Origin of the sequence: Sporofaciens sp. JLR.KK001 (assembly GCF_036941055.1) — a bacterium.
Classification (GTDB): Bacteria; Bacillota; Clostridia; order Lachnospirales; family Lachnospiraceae; genus Sporofaciens.
Genome location: NZ_JAYMNO010000001.1, coordinates 1235160 through 1254189, shown reverse-complemented (window position 1 = coordinate 1254189; position 19030 = coordinate 1235160). Strand labels below are relative to the sequence as shown.

Annotated in this window: 21 protein-coding genes; 5 read left to right on the top strand and 16 right to left on the bottom strand. The window is 45.0% G+C overall.

Annotation, left to right across the window (positions count from 1 at the left end; all coding sequences use genetic code 11):
* Positions 1-200: 200 nt before the first annotated feature.
* From VSQ62_RS06830 to dapF, 5 genes are all read right to left on the bottom strand, one after another.
* On the bottom strand, positions 201-764 hold the full coding sequence (locus VSQ62_RS06830; protein ID WP_334633926.1) for a type II toxin-antitoxin system VapC family toxin: 564 nt from the start codon (positions 762-764) through the stop codon (positions 201-203).
* A gap of 9 nt (positions 765-773) precedes the next feature.
* Positions 774-1196, bottom strand: a complete 423-nt coding sequence (locus VSQ62_RS06825) for a response regulator transcription factor (RefSeq protein WP_334633925.1) — start codon at positions 1194-1196, stop codon at positions 774-776.
* Entirely contained in the window at positions 1189-2925 is a 1737-nt protein-coding gene (locus tag VSQ62_RS06820) for an ATP-binding protein (protein ID WP_334633923.1), read from the bottom strand. Before VSQ62_RS06820 ends, VSQ62_RS06825 begins: the two co-directional genes overlap by 8 nt.
* 301 nt (positions 2926-3226) lie before the next feature.
* Positions 3227-3649: a GNAT family N-acetyltransferase gene (locus VSQ62_RS06815; RefSeq protein ID WP_334633922.1), complete on the bottom strand. Its 423-nt coding sequence runs from the start codon at positions 3647-3649 to the stop codon at positions 3227-3229.
* On the bottom strand, positions 3650-4507 hold the full coding sequence (gene dapF / locus VSQ62_RS06810) for a diaminopimelate epimerase (RefSeq protein WP_334633921.1): 858 nt from the start codon (positions 4505-4507) through the stop codon (positions 3650-3652). It lies immediately after the preceding gene.
* Positions 4508-4684: 177 nt separating this feature from the next.
* On the opposite strand from dapF, the gene VSQ62_RS06805 reads away from it, so the two are divergent.
* A complete protein-coding gene (locus VSQ62_RS06805; protein ID WP_334633920.1) occupies positions 4685-5527 on the top strand; it encodes a helix-turn-helix domain-containing protein in 843 nt (280 codons plus the stop codon).
* Here VSQ62_RS06805 and hflX read toward each other — a convergent pair.
* From hflX to VSQ62_RS06780, 5 genes are all read right to left on the bottom strand, one after another.
* Positions 5520-6764, bottom strand: a complete 1245-nt coding sequence (hflX, locus tag VSQ62_RS06800) for a GTPase HflX (protein ID WP_334633919.1) — start codon at positions 6762-6764, stop codon at positions 5520-5522. The genes VSQ62_RS06805 and hflX overlap by 8 nt on opposite strands.
* Before the next feature lie 39 nt (positions 6765-6803).
* Complete coding sequence (locus VSQ62_RS06795; protein WP_334633917.1) at positions 6804-7355, bottom strand: tetratricopeptide repeat protein; 552 nt, start codon at positions 7353-7355, stop codon at positions 6804-6806.
* A 39-nt stretch (positions 7356-7394) separates the two neighbouring features.
* A complete protein-coding gene (locus VSQ62_RS06790; RefSeq protein ID WP_334633916.1) occupies positions 7395-9257 on the bottom strand; it encodes a heavy metal translocating P-type ATPase in 1863 nt (620 codons plus the stop codon).
* A gap of 32 nt (positions 9258-9289) precedes the next feature.
* Positions 9290-9649: an ArsR/SmtB family transcription factor gene (locus tag VSQ62_RS06785; protein WP_334633915.1), complete on the bottom strand. Its 360-nt coding sequence runs from the start codon at positions 9647-9649 to the stop codon at positions 9290-9292.
* 120 nt (positions 9650-9769) lie between these two features.
* Positions 9770-11890 (bottom strand): heavy metal translocating P-type ATPase, encoded by a 2121-nt coding sequence (locus VSQ62_RS06780; protein WP_334633913.1) that lies wholly within the window; start codon positions 11888-11890, stop codon positions 9770-9772.
* A 57-nt stretch (positions 11891-11947) separates the two neighbouring features.
* On the opposite strand from VSQ62_RS06780, the gene VSQ62_RS06775 reads away from it, so the two are divergent.
* Positions 11948-12214: a hypothetical protein gene (locus VSQ62_RS06775; RefSeq protein ID WP_334633912.1), complete on the top strand. Its 267-nt coding sequence runs from the start codon at positions 11948-11950 to the stop codon at positions 12212-12214.
* 144 nt (positions 12215-12358) lie between these two features.
* Here the strand turns inward: VSQ62_RS06775 and VSQ62_RS06770 are convergent, their stop codons facing one another.
* Positions 12359-13405: a galactitol-1-phosphate 5-dehydrogenase gene (locus VSQ62_RS06770; RefSeq protein ID WP_334633911.1), complete on the bottom strand. Its 1047-nt coding sequence runs from the start codon at positions 13403-13405 to the stop codon at positions 12359-12361.
* A gap of 51 nt (positions 13406-13456) precedes the next feature.
* Entirely contained in the window at positions 13457-13897 is a 441-nt protein-coding gene (locus tag VSQ62_RS06765; RefSeq protein WP_334633910.1) for a MarR family winged helix-turn-helix transcriptional regulator, read from the bottom strand.
* Between the two features lie 156 nt (positions 13898-14053).
* On the opposite strand from VSQ62_RS06765, the gene VSQ62_RS06760 reads away from it, so the two are divergent.
* Both VSQ62_RS06760 and VSQ62_RS06755 read left to right on the top strand, forming a co-directional pair.
* The gene (locus tag VSQ62_RS06760; RefSeq protein ID WP_334633909.1) at positions 14054-14497 is read left to right on the top strand and encodes a MarR family transcriptional regulator; all 444 of its coding nucleotides are present in this window, start codon (positions 14054-14056) and stop codon (positions 14495-14497) included.
* A gap of 34 nt (positions 14498-14531) precedes the next feature.
* Complete coding sequence (locus VSQ62_RS06755) at positions 14532-14888, top strand: molecular chaperone Hsp90 (protein ID WP_334633908.1); 357 nt, start codon at positions 14532-14534, stop codon at positions 14886-14888.
* Between the two features lie 114 nt (positions 14889-15002).
* Here VSQ62_RS06755 and VSQ62_RS06750 read toward each other — a convergent pair whose 3' ends face one another.
* Positions 15003-15572 carry a GNAT family N-acetyltransferase gene (locus VSQ62_RS06750; RefSeq protein WP_334633906.1) on the bottom strand — a complete coding sequence of 190 codons (570 nt, stop codon included), beginning with the start codon at positions 15570-15572 and terminating at the stop codon, positions 15003-15005.
* Positions 15573-15650: 78 nt separating this feature from the next.
* On the bottom strand, positions 15651-16022 hold the full coding sequence (locus tag VSQ62_RS06745; RefSeq protein WP_334633905.1) for a PilZ domain-containing protein: 372 nt from the start codon (positions 16020-16022) through the stop codon (positions 15651-15653).
* Between the two features lie 337 nt (positions 16023-16359).
* On the opposite strand from VSQ62_RS06745, the gene VSQ62_RS06740 reads away from it, so the two are divergent.
* Positions 16360-16896, top strand: a complete 537-nt coding sequence (locus tag VSQ62_RS06740; protein ID WP_334633904.1) for an ECF transporter S component — start codon at positions 16360-16362, stop codon at positions 16894-16896.
* A 77-nt stretch (positions 16897-16973) separates the two neighbouring features.
* Here VSQ62_RS06740 and VSQ62_RS06735 read toward each other — a convergent pair whose 3' ends face one another.
* Both VSQ62_RS06735 and VSQ62_RS06730 read right to left on the bottom strand, forming a co-directional pair.
* The gene (locus VSQ62_RS06735) at positions 16974-17645 is read right to left on the bottom strand and encodes a PilZ domain-containing protein (RefSeq protein ID WP_334633902.1); all 672 of its coding nucleotides are present in this window, start codon (positions 17643-17645) and stop codon (positions 16974-16976) included.
* 29 nt (positions 17646-17674) lie between these two features.
* Positions 17675-18886, bottom strand: coding sequence for an MFS transporter (locus VSQ62_RS06730; RefSeq protein ID WP_334633900.1), 1212 nt, complete (start codon positions 18884-18886; stop codon positions 17675-17677).
* Between the last annotated feature and the right edge of the window lie 144 nt (positions 18887-19030).

The following is a 19030-nucleotide window of genomic DNA, read 5'->3' as shown; positions in this document are numbered from 1 at the left end:
AAATCCATATTTATCATCTCTTTGGCCCTAAGATGCATATTTTGGCTGCAAACAGTAAAAATAATATGTGGCTTTTACCACGAAAATGGATTAAAACCGCATATTTATGTATAGAGGATGTTATATAATTGTTACAAAGTAAGCAGAGTGGATGTTGCATCATTGTCACAATAATATGTATTCTAACCAACTTTTATATTTCACTCAAATTGACCAGGAACAATAAATCCTATTCCTTCTGCTTTCATAGCCGCTCGTAAAGCTTTGTCCGAAGTAACTACATATATTGGATTTTCTTCGGTAGAATAAATAATAGCTGTTGATGCGATCAATGCATCCTGAGAACCAAATTTATGTCTTGCTGCATGCATCATAAATCCTTCTGCTCTATTAATTATCTCCTCATTTATTTCCAATACATTTATTTTTAAAATAGAGCTTCTCCCATCTATCATTTCTTTAACTAATTTTTTCATTGCAGCACACAACTTTTTATTCCATGGTCTGGTTCCTTCAAAAAAATATCTTTTTCCGCACTTCTCGCCCTCTTCTGAAATTTGTCGTCTACAAGTCTGCCACTGTGAAGGTACTCCTCTACCATATTTTCCAATTACAGACAATATCTCCAATTCGGTAATCTTAGAAATATAACATTCTCCTTGTCGTATGTCTGCAAAATCATATCCGTCCTTCCTTACAGTTTTTCCAGACAAATAGCTAAGTAATTCGAAGAAAGCATTCGTATCTAATAAGTATTTCTTCATTTGCGCTGCTTACTCCTCTTCATTTAATTTTGCATCATCCATTATTGCCTTCATATCATCCATAGAAAAAGGTTCTAATTTTTCTTTAATCTTATCTATAAGTTCCTGTAAATCAGAATCTGGGCCTTTGTTCACATATCCATCTATTCCAATATTTGCCAATGCCTTTATATCTGCAAATTCACTAAAATTAGTATAAATTATCACAAACACATATGGTCTAATTTTTCTTATTTCTTTCAATACATCTTCTCCACTAAGCTTCGGCATTTTTAAGTCTAGCAAAATCAAATCGTAATCCTTCTTTTTAACTAACTCTAAACCTTTCACACCATCCTCTGCAATATCAGCATTTATTCCATTTAACTTTAAGGCCCCCTTTACAGGTTCAGCAGTCATTATTTCATCTTCTATTATTAATACTCTATTCATTTTTTCCCTCTTTTCTTGTTTTTTTTGATATAGCAATTATAAATTTAGCACCATTTTTAAACTCTCTATCCACTTTGATATTTCCATTAAATATTCTGACAATATTCCATATTATATACAAGCCAAGCCCTTCTCCACCTCCATTTTCATCATTAATACATTCTTTTGTTGTGAAAAAAGGTTCAAAAATTTTCCCTAAATACTCTTTCTTAATTCCAGTTCCATTATCTTGAAAAGTTATCACATATTCATTTTCCGTTTCAGAAATTGTAACCAAAATAATTCCTTTTTCTCCATTTTCCTTTATAGCATAAATGGAGTTTCCTATTAAATTATAAAATATTTGATCGAATTTTATATTATCTCCAAATATTACAAAATTAGCATTCGCCTCCAATTTCCACTCTATATTTTCTTTACTTAATCTTGAAGCAAAATCTTCAAAAATACTATTTATTTCTTCAACCACATTAAAATTAGTTTCCTCATTTTTCTCAGAAGTAATTGGTGAAAATCTATCTAGCATTTTTTTTATTCTGTACGTTTGTGATAATATATTTTCTAGTAATACATTTAATTCTGCATTTGTATTTACTCCCTTATCCATTTTCATCTGAAATAACTGTACACCATAACGTATATTTGTAATGGGTTGTCCTAATTCATGGGAAAAACCTTTTAATAATTCACTCATTGATATCAATTTTCTACTATGCTCAAGTTCAGCAAATAATTCTTGAATGGTCACCAACAATGCTTCTGCTGCATCATCTTCCTGCTGATTTCTATCTTTATAAGTCTTCTTTCTTAGTTTCTGCTTTTCTGTAATAAAAGACTTAATTTTCATTGCTTTATCAAGCATACCAAATTGTAAGTAAAAATTATATAACGTTCTCATTATCGGTATACTATTTTTTCCACATATTTCTATTTTTTTTAACGCATTATTTCTATCTTCAATGCTCCCTATTTTAGAATAATAAAACACTAATTCGTATAATATATTAAATTCACCTTGAGTTTTAATATCTGGATGTTCTTCTGTATATTTTTCTGCTTCCGAATAATCATCCAGTTTTCTACATATTCTAAATAATGTCCTCACTGTCACTTTATCCTGATCATATGCAAGTATAGCTACAATAAGTCCTAATGCTTCTCTATATCTTCCTTTCTTCTCCATCGACGATACAATAGACTTATCTATTCTTCTATTCGATATGTTATGCTTAATCCCTAATACTTTATAAAACAAAATATAAATTTCAAACGTATTTTCAATTTTACGAAGATATGATCTTGCTTGTTGAAATTTTTTATCATTTTCAAACAGAGAAAGTTGCGGTAAATCTATATAATGCGATATGATTTCACATATAGTTGCTATTACATCTTGATTCAGGATTTTTGTATCTAATATTTCCCTAACTTTTAATAAATATCCACTTATATCTCGTCCCGTCTCATAATAACGCTTCAAGAATTGTGCAAAATGTTTTGCATATTCCACATTATTCTGGATTTTCATTAAAAAATCAATATATGCCATTCCTGCAGCTTCATAATTATTTTCTTGAAAATATAAGTCGCCTAAAAATTTTTCAAAAATATTTTCCTCTGGATATCTTTCTTTTGCCTCCAAAGCTATCGTTATGGCTTCTTCAACATTACCATGATTTCTACTTTTAGAAATTTTTCTTGAGTAACTATATTTTGATATATTTTCCATTACTCACTCTCCAAAATGATTTTCTTATAGTTATTATACCAATTACATTTTAACATGTACATTAAAATTTCCACTTTACCTCCACTTTTCCATCATCATACACATATATCCCATTCACATACTTATCCAACATCTCCTTTGACGCTTTTCACAATCACTGCTCTCAGCTTTATATGCTTCAAACAGGTGCTGTAAGTCATATTTTTACTTACTTTCTTCCATGTAACCTTATTCCTTTGTAATAATTCTGCTGACCGCAAATAGTAAAAACGGATCCCACCACAAAGTGAAATCCGTCTCATCACGCTAATCTTTTCTTCATATAATACCGTTCATGCCCCCGCGGGCAATCGTCAAGCACCCCAAATACTTCATAGCCCAGCCCTTCATAGAATTCCTTCGCCTGGAAATCAAACGTATCCAGATGGATTAGATACGCCCCCTTCTCCCTGGCGGTCTCTTCCGTCTCCCGAAGCAATCTCTTTCCGATCCCATTGCCCCTGCAGCAATCGGCAACCCACAGCACATCCACATCCGCACAGTTCCAGCAATACATCCTGGCAATGATCCCTGCAATCACCTCTCCTGATTCTGCAACTGCCTTCCTGCTAAGATCAACAAACAACTCTTCCTGCCTTGCAGGAACCTGTGTCAGGTTGTAAGCGACCAACCGGTCAACAATATATCTCTTATCCTCTTCTTCGCAGGCTTGTATCTGATACACCTAGACGCTCCTTAACTTCTCCGCAAATTCATTACTCAGAGTGATCTTCGCCACGTAAAACACATCTCCGGTCATGTAGACAGTCCAGTCGTCCTCAATCTCCACCTGAAGATCTCCTCCCGGCATATGGACGATCACCTTATTATTCGTCATCCCAAGCTTATAGGCAACTCCGGCTGCCGCACACGCGCCTGTTCCAGACGCCAGCGTATAGCCTGCGCCTCTCTCATAGATCTCGATCGCCACATGTTCCTTGTCAATCACTTTCATGATCTGTGTATTTACACGATTGGGGAAATATCTTGCCATCTCGGCATAGTCGCCGATCTTGCACACCAGCGGCTTGGAGATCTCACGCATCGGAATCACGCAGTGCGGATTCCCTATGGACACACAGGTAACCGGATACAGGGTTCTTCCGAATACCATATCCTCATTGATCACCTCACGGCTCTCACCTGTTACCGGAATATCATCGCTGTTGAAGGATAACCGTCCCATGGACACCCGCAGACGGCTTCCGTCTTCGTTCAGGAAGGTTACCTCCGCCGGTCCGTTGCCCGTATATAATTTGAAATTCTTTTTCTGTACATAGCTTGCGTCCTTCAGATATTTTGCGAAGATACGCACACCGTTTCCGCTGGTCTCAGACTCACTGCCGTCAGGATTCCACACCTTCACATGCATACCGTCTTCCCCAAGGATCGGTCCTTCTAAGACACCGTCCGAGCCAAGCCCTGCATTACGGTCACAGATCATCTTCACATTCTCCGGTGTCAGCTTAAGCTCATTTTTATTCGGATCAAATACCACATAGTCATTGCCAAGCCCATGATAACGCTCCAATACAACCTTCATATTCCTTACCTCCATACCCTGTACGGGATATTCTTCCTGATTACGATTCTATTTACATCTATCATAACAGGCATTATTTCCCTTTTCAACACAATTCATGCTAATTACCTTGCAAATAGTGCCATTTTATAATATGATGTACTCAAAACATTTGCATACCTAAAAAGGAGGCGTACCATGGATCAGTATGTTAAAAAAGGCTATCTGAACAGTGAATTCCGCCTGTTCCATCTGACAGACCAGGAGACCCGCGAAGTCGAATACCACTACCACGATTTTGACAAGATCACCATATTCCTTAAGGGCTGTGTCAGTTATTTTGTAGAAGGCAAATCCTATGACCTGAAGCCCTATGATATCGTACTCATAAGGCACAATGACCTCCACAAACTGACCGTGGATAACTCTACGCCTTATGACCGGATCATCGTCTATATCTCTGTTAATTTCATGAAGGCATACCAGACAGACTCCTACGATCTGAGCTATTGCTTCCGCAAGGCAGAAGAAGAGCACTCCAACGTGCTGAGGATCCCTTCTCCGGAAAAAAGCTCGCTGTTCCGCTCCATCACACGCCTGGAAAAGTCCTTCTCAGACGACGGATATGCGGCTGACTTATTCCGTCAGGTGTTGTTCCTGGAATTCATGATCCACCTGAACCGCGCTGCACAAAAGGACCGGCTGGAATTCATCGATACAGACAATTGCAACTCCAAGATCCTGGATATCCTACAATATATTAATGATAATCTGAATGGGAAATTAGATATTGACTCACTCGCCGAACACTTCTATATCAGCAAGTATTATATGATGCGCCTGTTCAAGCAGGAAACCGGCTACACTCTTGGACAGTATACTTCCCAGAAGCGGCTCCTGCTCGCAAAAGAACGGATCCTATCCGGCATACCCGGCACACAGGTTTATTTTGACTGCGGATTCAAAGACTACTCTACCTTCTCAAGGGCGTACCGGAAGTTCTTCGGCGAATCTCCGCGGGACACACTGTCCCTTACCTGACGCTGACCCTCCCGCAGATCGCAGCAGGAACATATGCTCTCACGAAGATTCCCTCCTCCCGGTAATCTTCCTCCTGCATCTCACCGTATCTACGAATCAGCTGGATCTTACCCGCCTCCTGATAAGGATACAGCTCTTCAATATATACCTTCTGTTCCCGCAGCACCGCTTCAACCGTCTTCATAAGCTCCGGGATCCCCTGCCCTGTCTTAGCCGACAGCTTCACCGTGTAATCCGCATGAAAATCCCGTATCACCTTCTCTTCCTCTATTCGGTCCTGCTTATTAAAAACGGTGATAACCGGTTTATCCGTCACTTCCAGGCTTCTCAGCGTCTCATATACTGTATGGATCTGCTCATCCATCTGCGGATTCGACGCATCCGCCACATGAAGGATCAGGTCCGCATACCTCGCTTCCTCTAACGTACTGCGGAACGCCTCGATCAGATGATGAGGCAGCTTGCGGATAAATCCTACTGTATCCGTAAGCAGAATCTCCTGTCCTCCCGGAAGCTTAAGCCCTCTGGTAGTTGGATCCAGCGTCGCAAACAGCTTATCCTCCGCTAGAATCCCCGCTCCGGTCAATGTATTCAGAAGGGTAGACTTCCCTGCGTTCGTATACCCTACAATGGCCGCGACCGGAACCTGCTTCTTACTTCTCTGCTCCCTTGTAATCTCCCGATGACGCCTGACATCCTTAAGCTCACGGTTCAGTCCGGCGATCCTGCTCTTGATCAGCCTTCTGTCCATCTCCAACTTCTTCTCCCCCGGCCCTCTGGTCCCGATCCCGCCGCCAAGCCGGGACATCGCTCTTCCGAATCCCGTAAGCCGGGACTGACGGTACTTAAGCTGCGCCAATTCTACCTGTATCTTTCCTTCGCTGGTTGACGCCCTTGCAGCAAAGATATCAAGGATCACCAAGGTTCGGTCCATAACCTTGGTATCCAGCTCGTCCTGCAGGTTCTTCATCTGCACCGGCGATAATTCATCATCACAAATAATACCTGTTGCCTCCAATTCCCACAGCAGGTCTTTGATCTCTTCGATCTTTCCTTTTCCTATATATGTCCCCGGATGAATCTGTTCTCTGTTCTGTATCACCTTGCCAACCGTCTCAGCGCCGGCGGTATCCGCCAGTTCTTCCAGCTCCTCCAAAGATCTGCAGGTATCATCCTGCTCCGCCGTGCTTACTCCTACCAGGATCACACGCTCTGTCTCTTTTCCGATCTCAATCATACCTTTGCCGTCTCGTCTTGAATATTCCTTTCTTTCCTGCTATCTTGTCTCTAAAAACTGCAATTCCTTCTGCGCCGCCGCATCCTCAGGATATTCTGCAATATATTCGCCGAGCCGTGCTCTGGCATTCTCCCAGTCTCCTGCCTGTTCCAGCGCCACGATCAGATTATACTTCATCTCCTGATTCAGTTCGGCGCTGTTCCCCTCCTGCTCGATTCCCACCTGGAAATGATTCTGGGCGGATACAGCATTGCCAAGCCTAAGCTCACAGTTCCCAATAAAATTATAGAGCGTTCCCGTCTTCTGCGCGCCATTCTCCAACGCATTCCGAAATGCCTCGCCGGCGCCCTCATAGTCTTCCTGCTCCCATTTGGCGATTCCGATCCCTCTGTAGGCATCCCCGATGTTGACCTCGTCCTCCACCGCCTCCTCAAAATGCTCGATCGCCTCTTCGTACTGCCCGTTCTCCAGACATTCCACTCCCTTTTCAGATGGATTGCCGCAGCCGGTCAGGCCGGCTCCCACCAGAAAAACAGTCATTATGATCCCTATGTGCTTACTATTCAGATATTTCTTATCTATACACTTCATATTATTACATTTCCTTCTTCTGAACGTATGGTGAAATTACTATACCGTATATTTGGCAACCCAGGCGGAATTCAAGAATGCCACAAGCATTACGCCCAGCTCCGCAAGAATCGCCTCCCACATGCTGAAAAATCCAATGACCGCAAGAGCAAGCACCACAAGCTTAATGAACAGCGCAAATACAACATTCTGGTTCACAACCTTCAATGTCTCCTTCGATATCTTAATGGCATCTATGATACCCGGCAGTTCGTCTTCCAACAGAATGATATCCGCCGCCTCAATAGCAGCCGCCGATCCAAGCGCTCCCATAGCAATTCCTACATCCGCTCTCGCAAGCACCGGCGCGTCGTTAATCCCGTCGCCGACACACACCAGCCTCTCCGTCCGATCCTGGATGCTCAAGAAATCTTCTACATGCTCTAGCTTATCTTCCGGCATCAGATTCACATACGCATAATCCATCTCCAGCTCTTTGGCAATCGGTATGCTTCCCTTCTCCGTATCACCAGTCAGCATGACGAGCACTGCATTGCATTTGTCCTTCAGATACTTGAATGTATCCTTCGTATCCTCCTTCACAGAATCCTCGATCACAATATAACCCGCATAGATCTTCTCCACCGCGACATAGAGTATCGTCCCTGCCTGCCTCACATCCGTACATGCTATATTCTGCCATTCCATGAGCTTTTTATTCCCCACAAAGACGCGTTTCCCTTCGAATATGGCGCTCACTCCATACCCTGGCATCTCACGCATCCTGTATACCTTCTTCTTATCGACCTGTCTTCTGTACTCCTTGAGCAGAGATTGCGCGATCGGATGATTCGAATAGCACTCCACATGCGCCGCTATCTCCAATAATTCCTCTCTTGTCATGTTGAACGCCCTGATATCCGTAACTCTGAAAACTCCCTCCGTCAGGGTTCCCGTCTTATCAAATATAAATGTATCCGCCTTCGACAGATCCTCCAGGTAATTCCTTCCTTTGACCACGATCCCCTGGCGCGCCGCCGATGCGATCCCTCCAAGAAATGCAAGCGGTATGGACAGCACCAGACCGCAGGGACAGGCGATCACCAGGAAGATCAACCCTCTGTAGATCCAGGTATCCCAGTTCCCATAGGAAAACGACAGGGACGGATAGATCATGATCGCAAGCGCACATAAAAGAATCGCCGGCGTATATATCTTCGAAAACCGGCTGATAAATGTCTCGCTGTCAGCCTTCTGATCCTGTGCTTCCTCCACCATCTTCATAATCCTGGTCACCGCAGAATCTTCATACGCCCCTATTACCATCGCTTCCACCGCCGCACTCAAGTTGATACATCCGCTGTATATCTTATCTCCGCTTCCCACAGACCTTGGAAGAGCTTCCCCTGTCAAAGCCTTCGTATCAATATCCGATATCCCGTATGTAACAATGGCATCCGCCGGAATCCGCTCTCCCGGCTTGATAATGATCGCATGTCCCGGTCTTAAGGAAGATGGATCCACCTTGAATTCTTTGCCGCGGACAAGCCGTGTTGCATACTCCGGCCGTATATTGATGAGATCTTGGATCGACCGCTTCGTATTGTCCGTCGAGAATGCCTCGAACAGCATCCCCATGTTAAACAACAGCATGACAAATACACCTTCTGCATATCTCTCAATCCCAAGCGCCCCGGCTGTTGCAAGAATAATCAGCGTATATTCTGTCATAAACTTCTTCTGCATCAAACTCTCCTGAAGCCTTCGGAACGCCTCAAAACCAACGATCAGATATGCGGCAAGAAACCATACAAACTTCACTTCGGCATCTAATGTATAACGTGCAGATGTTATAACAGCCAAAATGTACACAATACTCCCCGCCAAATAAATGATGCATCTTCTACCCAACTGCTTTGTCATGCTACTGTCCCTTTTTGATAACTATATGAAAATCATTCTGTAATATGCTCCATCCCCTGATTGATGATCATCTGGATATGCCCGTCAGCCAGCGAATAGAATACGGTCTTCCCTTCCCTTCGGTTCTTCACAAGCTTCATCTGCTTCAGTACCCGTAATTGATGGGAAATCGCAGACTGCGTCATCTTAAGAACCTCGGCAAGATCGCAGACACACATCTCTGATTCCAACAGCACGCATAATATCTTGATCCGCGTAGAGTCTCCGAAAACCTTATAGAAATCTGCCAACTCCTTCAAAAGTTCTTCGTCCGGCATCTTCCCGCGAACCGTCATAACTGCCTCGTCATGGACGTATGTCACATCACAGCATTCGACCTCTGTCTTCTTCATATATGCCTTCCTTTCAATAAATAAGGCGAAAATCCGCCCATTTAATTATGCCAAACAGTATCTTGGATTTCAACCGTTTGGCATAAAATAAAACTAAAATTAATATTTTCGTAATGTTTTCTAACTCTTTCTCACCGTATACAGTACACGAATTGAGTTCAGCACGCAGAGCATCGCCACACCCGTATCGGCAAATACCGCCATCCACATATTAGCATACCCGAAAAATCCCAAGATCATAACCAGGAATTTGACTGTCAGAGCAAATACAACGTTCTGCATCGCAATCCTTCCGGTACTACGCGCAATGTCTACAGCCTCCGGTATTGCATCCATTGAGGACGTCATGAATACCACGTCGGCCGCCTCGATCGCCGCGTCGGCTCCGCTTCCCATCGCCGCTCCCACATCGGCCCCCGCAAGGACAGGCGCATCATTGATCCCGTCGCCGACAAACATAACCGCGCCGTGCTTCTCTCTTATCTTCTGCAGGTTATGAAGCTTATCCTGCGGCAAAAGCTGTGCGTGTACCTCATCTATCCCGGTCTGCTGCGCCACCGCTATTGCGCTATCCTTCGCATCCCCTGTAAGCATTGCTGTCAGAAGGCGCTGGGACTTCATTCTGCTCACTGCACTGCCCGCCTCTTCCTTGATCTCATCTGCGATCACAAGATATCCTTCCAGCCTGCCGTCCACCGCGATCAAAACTTCCGTTCCGTATACATCCTTCTGATATCTCCCAGTATCTATCTGATAGTCCTCCATCAGCCCCCTGCTTCCGCAGAGCACAGTCCCTTCCGGGAATACTGCACGGATTCCTTTCCCGGATATCTCCTCTGCCTGCTCCGGACGCGTAAGCGTAAGCTTCCTCTTCTGTGCTTCTGTTACAATGCTCGTTCCAATGGGATGAGTAGAACCCAATTCACAGTCGGCCGCAATCGTAAGGATCTGCTTCTCCGTCAGCCGGTCCATGGTTACGATCTTCTGCACTGCAAAATTCCCCCTGGTGATCGTTCCAGTCTTATCCATCACCACCGCCTTGATATCCTTCAAAGCTTCGATCGCAACACCGCCTTTGAACAGGATCCCCTTTCTCGAGCCCGCACCGATACCTGAGAAGAACGCCAGCGGAACACTCAGCACCAGAGCGCACGGACAACTGATGACAAGGAAGGTGATCGCCGTATAGATCCAGTAATTCCACTCCCCGGTTATCAATGACGGAACGACAGCCGTCAATATTGCCGCCGCCACCACCGCCGGCGTGTAGATCCTTGCGAATCTGGTAATAAAACGATCGATCTTCGGCTTACTGGCAGCCGCGTTCTCCACAGAATCCAGGATACGGCTGACCATGGATTCACCAAGCGGCTTCTGTACCTCAAGCTTCAGCACACCCGTATCGTTGACACACCCAGAATAGATCTCCTTTCCCGGAAATACCTTCACCGGTACCGGTTCACCGGTTACAGGCGAGGTGTCGATCTGGCTCTCTCCCTCTATGATCCTCCCATCCAGAGGAATACGGTCGCCGGGACGGATCAGGATAATATCGCCGGCCCTGGCGTCCTTCGCCGGAATCGTCCGGGCTTCGTTCCCTTGTACCAGACTGACCGTCTCCGGACGAAGGTCAACTACCTCCATGATCTGCGAACGGCTGCGGCTCACCGCAATATCTTCGAAGATCTCTCCGACACGGTAAAACAGCATAACACCCACCGCCTCCGCAAAATCTCCGATGGCAAACGCAGCAAGCGTCGCCACACTCATAAGAAAATTCTCGTCGAACACATGACCCTTCGTCAGATTCTTCACCGCTGTCCATACGATCTCTAAGCCAAGAATGGCATAAGCGGCCACAAACAGCACAACGCCAATCTTCGATTCTGCCGTCGTCCTCTCTAATACTTCCCCGGCAATAAATAAGACTGCGCCTGCCGCCACCGACAGGATCTCTTTGCGGTTATCTGCAAACACGCTTTCTTTCTTCTTATATGTCACAGCTTCCTCTTCTCTTGGAGTCACGGTGACCTCTGATTCTATGGATGCGCAGATCCTCCTGAATTCCGGAAGCAGTTCTTCCTGGTTATCTGCCGCTACCGCAAGCTGCTTCGTCGCAAATGTGATTGTCGCCATCTTCACTCCCGGCAATTCCCGGATCTGACGCTCCATCTTCGCCGCACAATTCGCGCATCCCAAGTTATCAAGGATATAGACACGCTTCTCTACCCCCTCTGGCATAGACGCTACTTCCTGGCGCTGTACAGGCTCGTGGTCGTGGGCATGATGGCCGTGATCATGACCGCAGCCACAGTGATCATGATGTGTATGGTCATGGCCGTGATCGTGACCGCAGCCACAGTGATCATGATGTGTATGGTCATGGCCGTGATCGTGACCGCAGCCACAGTGATCATGGTGTGTATGGTCATGGCCGTGGTCGTGACCGCAGCCACAGTGATCATGGTGTGTATGGTCATGGCCGTGATCATGGCTATGGTTACAGCCGCAAGTATCTATCGTATTCCGTCCTTTCTCTTCCATGGTAAAATCCTCCTGAATTAAAAATGTTTCCCCTTTCATATGAATAGATATTCATATGTTCATACGGAAATGTAACCACAGAAAAAGGATTTTGTCAATACTTTTCAGGAGATTTACCCGAATATTTATCGCTGTTAGAAATTATGGAAACATCGGCTGCCAGAACTATATCATACTCATAATCTTCACATAATCCTCTGTCTTATCCCGCATAATGTGCATTCCCCGCTCCAACTGATTCAATGGAAGGCGATGCGTGACCAGCTTCGCCGGCACAATCCGCTTATGTTCCAGACGTTTTAACACATAATGCCAGTCGTCCGATTCTTCATGTGTAAATGCAGAATTCCACGTTCCCATTACCGTCAATTGATTCCGAAGGATCTTCCAGTATATTGATTTCTCCAGGTTCATATCCCCAAAGGGATTCCCAACCAGCATGATCCTTCCTGAAAAGGATGTCTGATTAATGGCCTGCACCAGTGTTGCATTCTTACCTACACACTCAAAGAATACATCTACTCCCGTCCCCCCGGTCCGTTCCATGATCCACTGGTCAGTGTCATATTCTCTGATGTCACAGTAATGATCCTCCTCAAGCCCCAGCTGCATAAGCGTCTGCTTCTGGAATTCTTTATTGCCGAATACAAATACATTCTGCATTCCCGCCTCCATAAGGAACATATACAGCAGCAAGCCGATCGTACCAAGACCGCAGATAGCAATACTGTCAGATTTATTTACCCCAATGCGCCTCATCGCATGAACTGCCACTGCCATCGGCTCTAACATAGCCGCCTCTTCATAGGTCACCTGCTCCGGCAGGCGTATCAGATTCTCTTCCGGAACTGCCGCATATTCCGCGAAGCCTCCGTCCCTTCGAGAACCCAGATAACTGTAATTCCGGCACATCTCATACTGCTTCTTACTGCACGGCGGACACAGTTTACACGGTATCAGCGGGAATACGCCTACCCGCTGTCCCTGCCATGCAGGATCTGCCAACGCTCCTGTCTGCACCACAATACCGGAGAATTCATGTCCGGGAATCAATGGGTGTATGTGGGCTCCCGTCTGATAGATCCGCGGAATATCAGAACCGCAGATGCCCGCCGCTTTTACGGCGATCAATACTTCATTGTCCTCAAGCGTTGGTCTGTCCGCTGTTTCAAGTCTCAAATCATTCTCCTTGTGTAAAACCCATGCTTTCATATCATTCACTCTCCCTTTCTAATTTGCAGACTCTCAGAATCTCTAAGCCAATTATTTGTTTGAAGGCAGATTTTTTATCAATGTTTCTAGTATTCGGGCAAGATACCGTTCAAATTGATTTTGCTCCTTTTCTGAAAAGTCTTGATAAAACAACATGTTCATCTGCTGAGATACAGCTTCATATTTTTCCTGCATTGATTTTGCATACTCCGTAAGCGACACAATGGTCTGACGGCGATTCTTTGGATTGATATTCCTTTCCACAATTCCCTTATTTACCATACCATTTATCACAACGGATACCGTATTTTTAGCAAGAGAAGTTTTTTCACTTATTTCGCTGATTGTAAGATTGTCAGTTTTCCATAAAATAAATAAGATTCTTCCCTGCCCGCCGCTTATTTCCATGCCATTTTCAAGTAATAGCCTTTCAAAAATCCTATCTTGAAGCTGCTTTATCTGCGTAATATAAAATCTACCCTTTGTTTCCAATCTATCACCTCTAATCCTATTAGAACAATTCTATATAGAACAATTATAAGTTTATCATAGCTGTGATAAAAAAACAACTTAAATTCGACATCTTCTTCCAACCCCCTTTACAATTTTACTCCTATATAGTATAATCCTATAAAGGAGGACATTGCTATGGAGATTCGAGGAGGCAATATTATTTCACAGATCAAGCGTCTGAGCGACAGAATCTTTGAACGGATCCTGTCTCAGAAGAATATTGATGCCTTCAATGGGGCGCAGGGCCGGATCCTCTATGTCCTGTGGCAGGAAGAATACATTTCCTTAAGAGAACTCGCTGACAGGACCGGGCTTGCCGCGACCACCCTGACCAGCATGATCGACCGGATGGAAGATTCCGGTCTTGTCTGCCGGATCGCCGATCCGACGGACCGCAGGAAGACTCTGCTTACGCTCACAGCAAGGGCGCGGATGCTTCAATCTGACTATACGGAAGTATCGGATCAGATGACGAATATCTTCTATACAGGTTTTACTGAAGAAGAGATCCGCCAGTGTGAGAGGATGCTTGAACGGATCCACACGAATCTCAAGAACGCAAGACCAACGATACAATGATGCCTGATACACATGATCGAAAGGAGAAATTATCGTGAACGCAGAAGTAAAAGACTTTGTAACACAGAAGGTAAATGAACTGATCGCAGCCTCTTCCTGCTGCCCGGAAGCTAAGGAGACCGCTCAGAACTGGCTGGACGCTCTTGGAACTGACAAGGAAACCGAGGCAACCAGGAATCTCATCGCAGAACTCGAAGAAGACATTATGCCGATCGACCAGTTGATCGCTTTCTCTGGATCTGAGGCCGGTGCACAGCTATTCGGAGAAGAACTGGCGAAGAATATACACGCCCACGGACAGGAATTGAAAGCTTCCGGCGCCAAATATTGTGATTGCGCCGCATGTGCCGCGTGCGAAGCGATTCTGGAGAAGAAAGAAGAGCTCTTATAACAGCCTTAATATCTGTGTCAGATGTTCCTCTGCAAGCCAATGTTCTACGCTCCGTTCCCTGCCGGACAAGCAGTGCCGGAGAGGCGCATCTGGCACAGATTGTAAATGCAGAATTTATCGTATACGCAATGAATCCAGATCCTTCCACTCATCTTCCAACATCGCCATCAATATGTCATCTGCATAAGTATCCCCATCTTTCACAGCGTCTCTCAGAACTCCCTCTCGCTTAAAACCCGCCTTGAGGTATGCTTGCTCCGCCCTCGGATTAAAAGAGAATACATCTAATTCCAACCGATGCAGATGAATCTGTTCAAAGGCAAAGCCGCAAGTCATACGGATCGCCCAGGAACCGATTCCTTTTCCCCGGAAATCACTTCGGAAAATCCCTATACGGAAATTCGCACTCCGCAGATCCCAGTTAATCTCATTGATAACACTTTCACCGATGATCTGTCCGTCAGGATCAACAATCAAGAAATCATAGCGGTTCTCATCATCAATACATGACTGGAAGAAGCTTACAACCTCATCTCGGGTAAATGAAGCTTTACACCCTGTAAGACGTGCAACCTCCGGGTCAAGCGGGTTATAGTTTTGCTGATAATAGTTTTCAGCATCATTTTTCTCTGAAGATCTGAGGATATATCCATCCTTCTCCCACATTGCTTTAATTTTTCCCATCACAAAAATCCTCCGTAAATTCATTTGACAAAAAAACGGAAAAAGAAGAGACTTTGAAGTCTCTTCTTGCAGCATCCTTTATTCCAGATTCCCCATCTCCATACGCTTCAGCATATCGTATACCTCAATCCTCTTCGCATTCATCTCCGGCAGCCCGATGAAGATCGTTCCACATATATACTTCTCTTCCTTGGTCTGTTCTATCCTTACCACCTTAAGAAATGCATGAATCACCTCGTCCGTCCAGATCTTCAGATTAGTCTCGTACACCGCCCCAATCTCTAATGGTCTGTCACAGATAAATCCCACGCCAGTCTTCGATACGTCCAGAACTTCAATCTCTACCTCCTCTTCCAATAAATTATCTCCCATATTTTTAATCAATAACTGAGCTGACAAACTCATACGCATGCTGTTTCTCTTCTCTTCCATCTCGTTTACTCCTTTCACAGCAATTCTTTCCTATTATTTTAGCGTATTTGTCTGTTTTTGTAAAGCAACGAACCCCATTATTGCATATCACGTCTCTGTACCAATAGAAGCACTTCTTTTTTCAATCTCTCTGAACAGACTTCCGCCTTTCATGTATAATAGTTGAGGATGAAAGAATATTCCTGAATGTATTCGGATTCCTTGGATAATCTATTTAGCCAGGCCTACTGGCCTGGTTATTTTTATATATATTGGACCTTTTTTTCATTCCAGTTTGGGTATAAAGTATCTCTATCAGGCTGAAACACCATCCCATGGGTATAATACTTAATCTAAATGAAAAGAGGCTATCACTATGAACAACAATACGAATCTGAAGCAAATCGTCATGACAGCATTGTTCGCCGCACTGGCATGTGTCGCGACTATGTCTATCCGGATCCCAACTCCCGGAACAGGCGGCTACATACATCCCGGAGATGCCATTGTAATCCTCTCCGGGGTCATCCTCGGACCAGTCTGGGGGCTTCTGGCAGCCGGGATCGGATCGGCTATGGCAGATCTGCTCGGCGGGTATTTTATCTATGTACCGATCACATTTGCCGTCAAGGGGCTTATCGCATTCATCGCAGGCATGATCTACCACAAGTTGGGGAAGACCTCCAAGACCCAATACACCGCTGTCATCCTCGGAGGAATCACAGATATCATCCTCGTAGCCGGAGGATATTTCCTCTGTGAGATCCCGCTGTATGGTGCATCTGCCGCGGCAGCAAGTATCCCTGCCAATCTGATCCAGGGACTTGGCGGACTTATCATCGCCTTCGTGCTGTACCCGCTCCTGCTTGCCGTACCAGATATCAGGAAGATAACCTATCACTCTCATGCATAACAGATATACAGACAAAGCTCCCGTGTATGGGTCCGTACACACATGACCTACGGACCCACGCGGGAGCTTTCAATGCCTTATATCTCCTGACCCTCTGCGATCAACGCCATACTTCTCGTGATCTGCTCCTGGTCAGCCTCGGTCAGTTCAAGGAATCTGCATCCGTATTCGAACTTCGCCGTCTCCTTCTCTATCACCCGCAGCACTTCACAATACATAACCGAAGGCTTATCTCCAGACAGTTTCACCTTCAGCAGAAATGTATCGCCCTTGTGATACCGGTATTCTGTTCCTATACTCGCTCCGCCCACACTGATATTCAACAGCCTGCAGACTCTCTCATCATCGCCGGGCGATACTGCAACCGCATCGATATCTGTATTCAGACGTGTGAAGGAACGCTCGTTCTCAACTCTTACAACCGTCAGATTTCTCACCTGCCATACATGCCTCTGTCCGGGTGTGACGATTCCCTCCATAAAGACAGCCTTTCTCTCACAGTCATTAAAACCGCGGAGCTTAACATAGAGAGATTCCGATCCGCGATATGACTCTATGTCCACATCCTGAAAAATATCCCCTTCCGAGAACTGATAAAGCTCTGCCGTATCCTTATACAGATTCTTAAGATTCGCAATAAAAAGCATACGATCTTCCGTGTCTTCCACCACTACGCGCATACCAGAGTAGATCTCAAGCTCCTTTATATCCTTTTCCTCTCTTTTCCCAAATATATCAAACAGCCTCACGTTGCACCCTCACTATCCTTTAACTAAAACTACAAATACAGATTCTTATATACCTTCTTATCCTCCACGATCAATACAAAACACAGCACTACAAAGAGACTGCCGGTAATCAAGACTGCCGCCCAGGCGGCGTCAGACGTTCCAATGCCATAGATAAAACCAATCAACAATTGATACACACTGGTGATGCCTGTACGGAGAACCCCTTCCACTCCATTGATCCTCCCTCTGTGGCTCGCCGGCATACGCTTCGTCAGGTATGGGCTCTCCGCAAGCATACTGAATACTTCCCCCCATGTCAGAATCACCATAGCTATGTAATAAACAGGGATCCGTCCGGCGAACAGCCAGAACATCGCAAAACCTGCCACCAAAAGAGCCTGTCCAAGCATGGTCTTAACCGTATCCGAAACCTTCGGGAACATTCTGGTGATCAGCGGAGTGAAGATAACTACCACAATACAGTTCACACTGGTGATCGACCCGAATATGACCGCACCGCTGCCGCCATGGATCCTCGCCAAATCAAGCGGCATCAGATAATTATACATCTGATAGGTTGCATAGAAGCCGCTGACCGCCAGAATATAGAGGATGATCATCTTGTTTTCTTTCAGAACCGTCCAGATCCCTTCTCCCTCCCTGCTGGTCTGATAAAAAGCCTTCTGGCTGGTATCCTTCATCGGAGTGATATCCTTCACCAGAAAGAAGATCAATACCGTAGAACAGCCAATCGCTGTTCCGCTCAGCAGAAAAGCCAGCCACAGATAATCCTGGAGCAGAAAACCTCCGATCGTCGGCGACATCACGAAGCCCAGATTCGTACAGAGATACTGCAGTGAATATGCCCTCTCCCGATCATCCGTTACGGTAAGGTCTGCCGTAATGGCATTATAAGACGGTTGCTCCATATTCTGACTGGTTGCGGCAATGAACATCAATATAATTGACACCGCAGACAAGGGGATCACCGCACAGATTACATAACAGACAACCGATATACTGTCCAGAAATACAATATTCATTTTCTTATTGAAATGATCCGCCATCTTCCCGCCTATCAGATTCGTCGGCAGCGACAGAATTCCAAACGCTGACATGACCCATGCAATGTGCTCGGCGCTCATTCCCATCTTCTGACTCAGGATCATAGTAAGCATCGGCCACACCATAGCTCCCATGGCAGTAACCAGGCGGCCGAAGCAGAGGATATAATTCTCCCTGCGCAATCCCTTATACATTATAATCCCCCCATAACTCTGCATCCATCCTTCTCAGCTGCTCTTCATCAGCACTGTCTGGTACTTTTGACGCTCGTATCATATTATAAAGGACAATCTATCTTTTGTATAGAGGATTTGTGCAAATACCGACCAAATTCAACA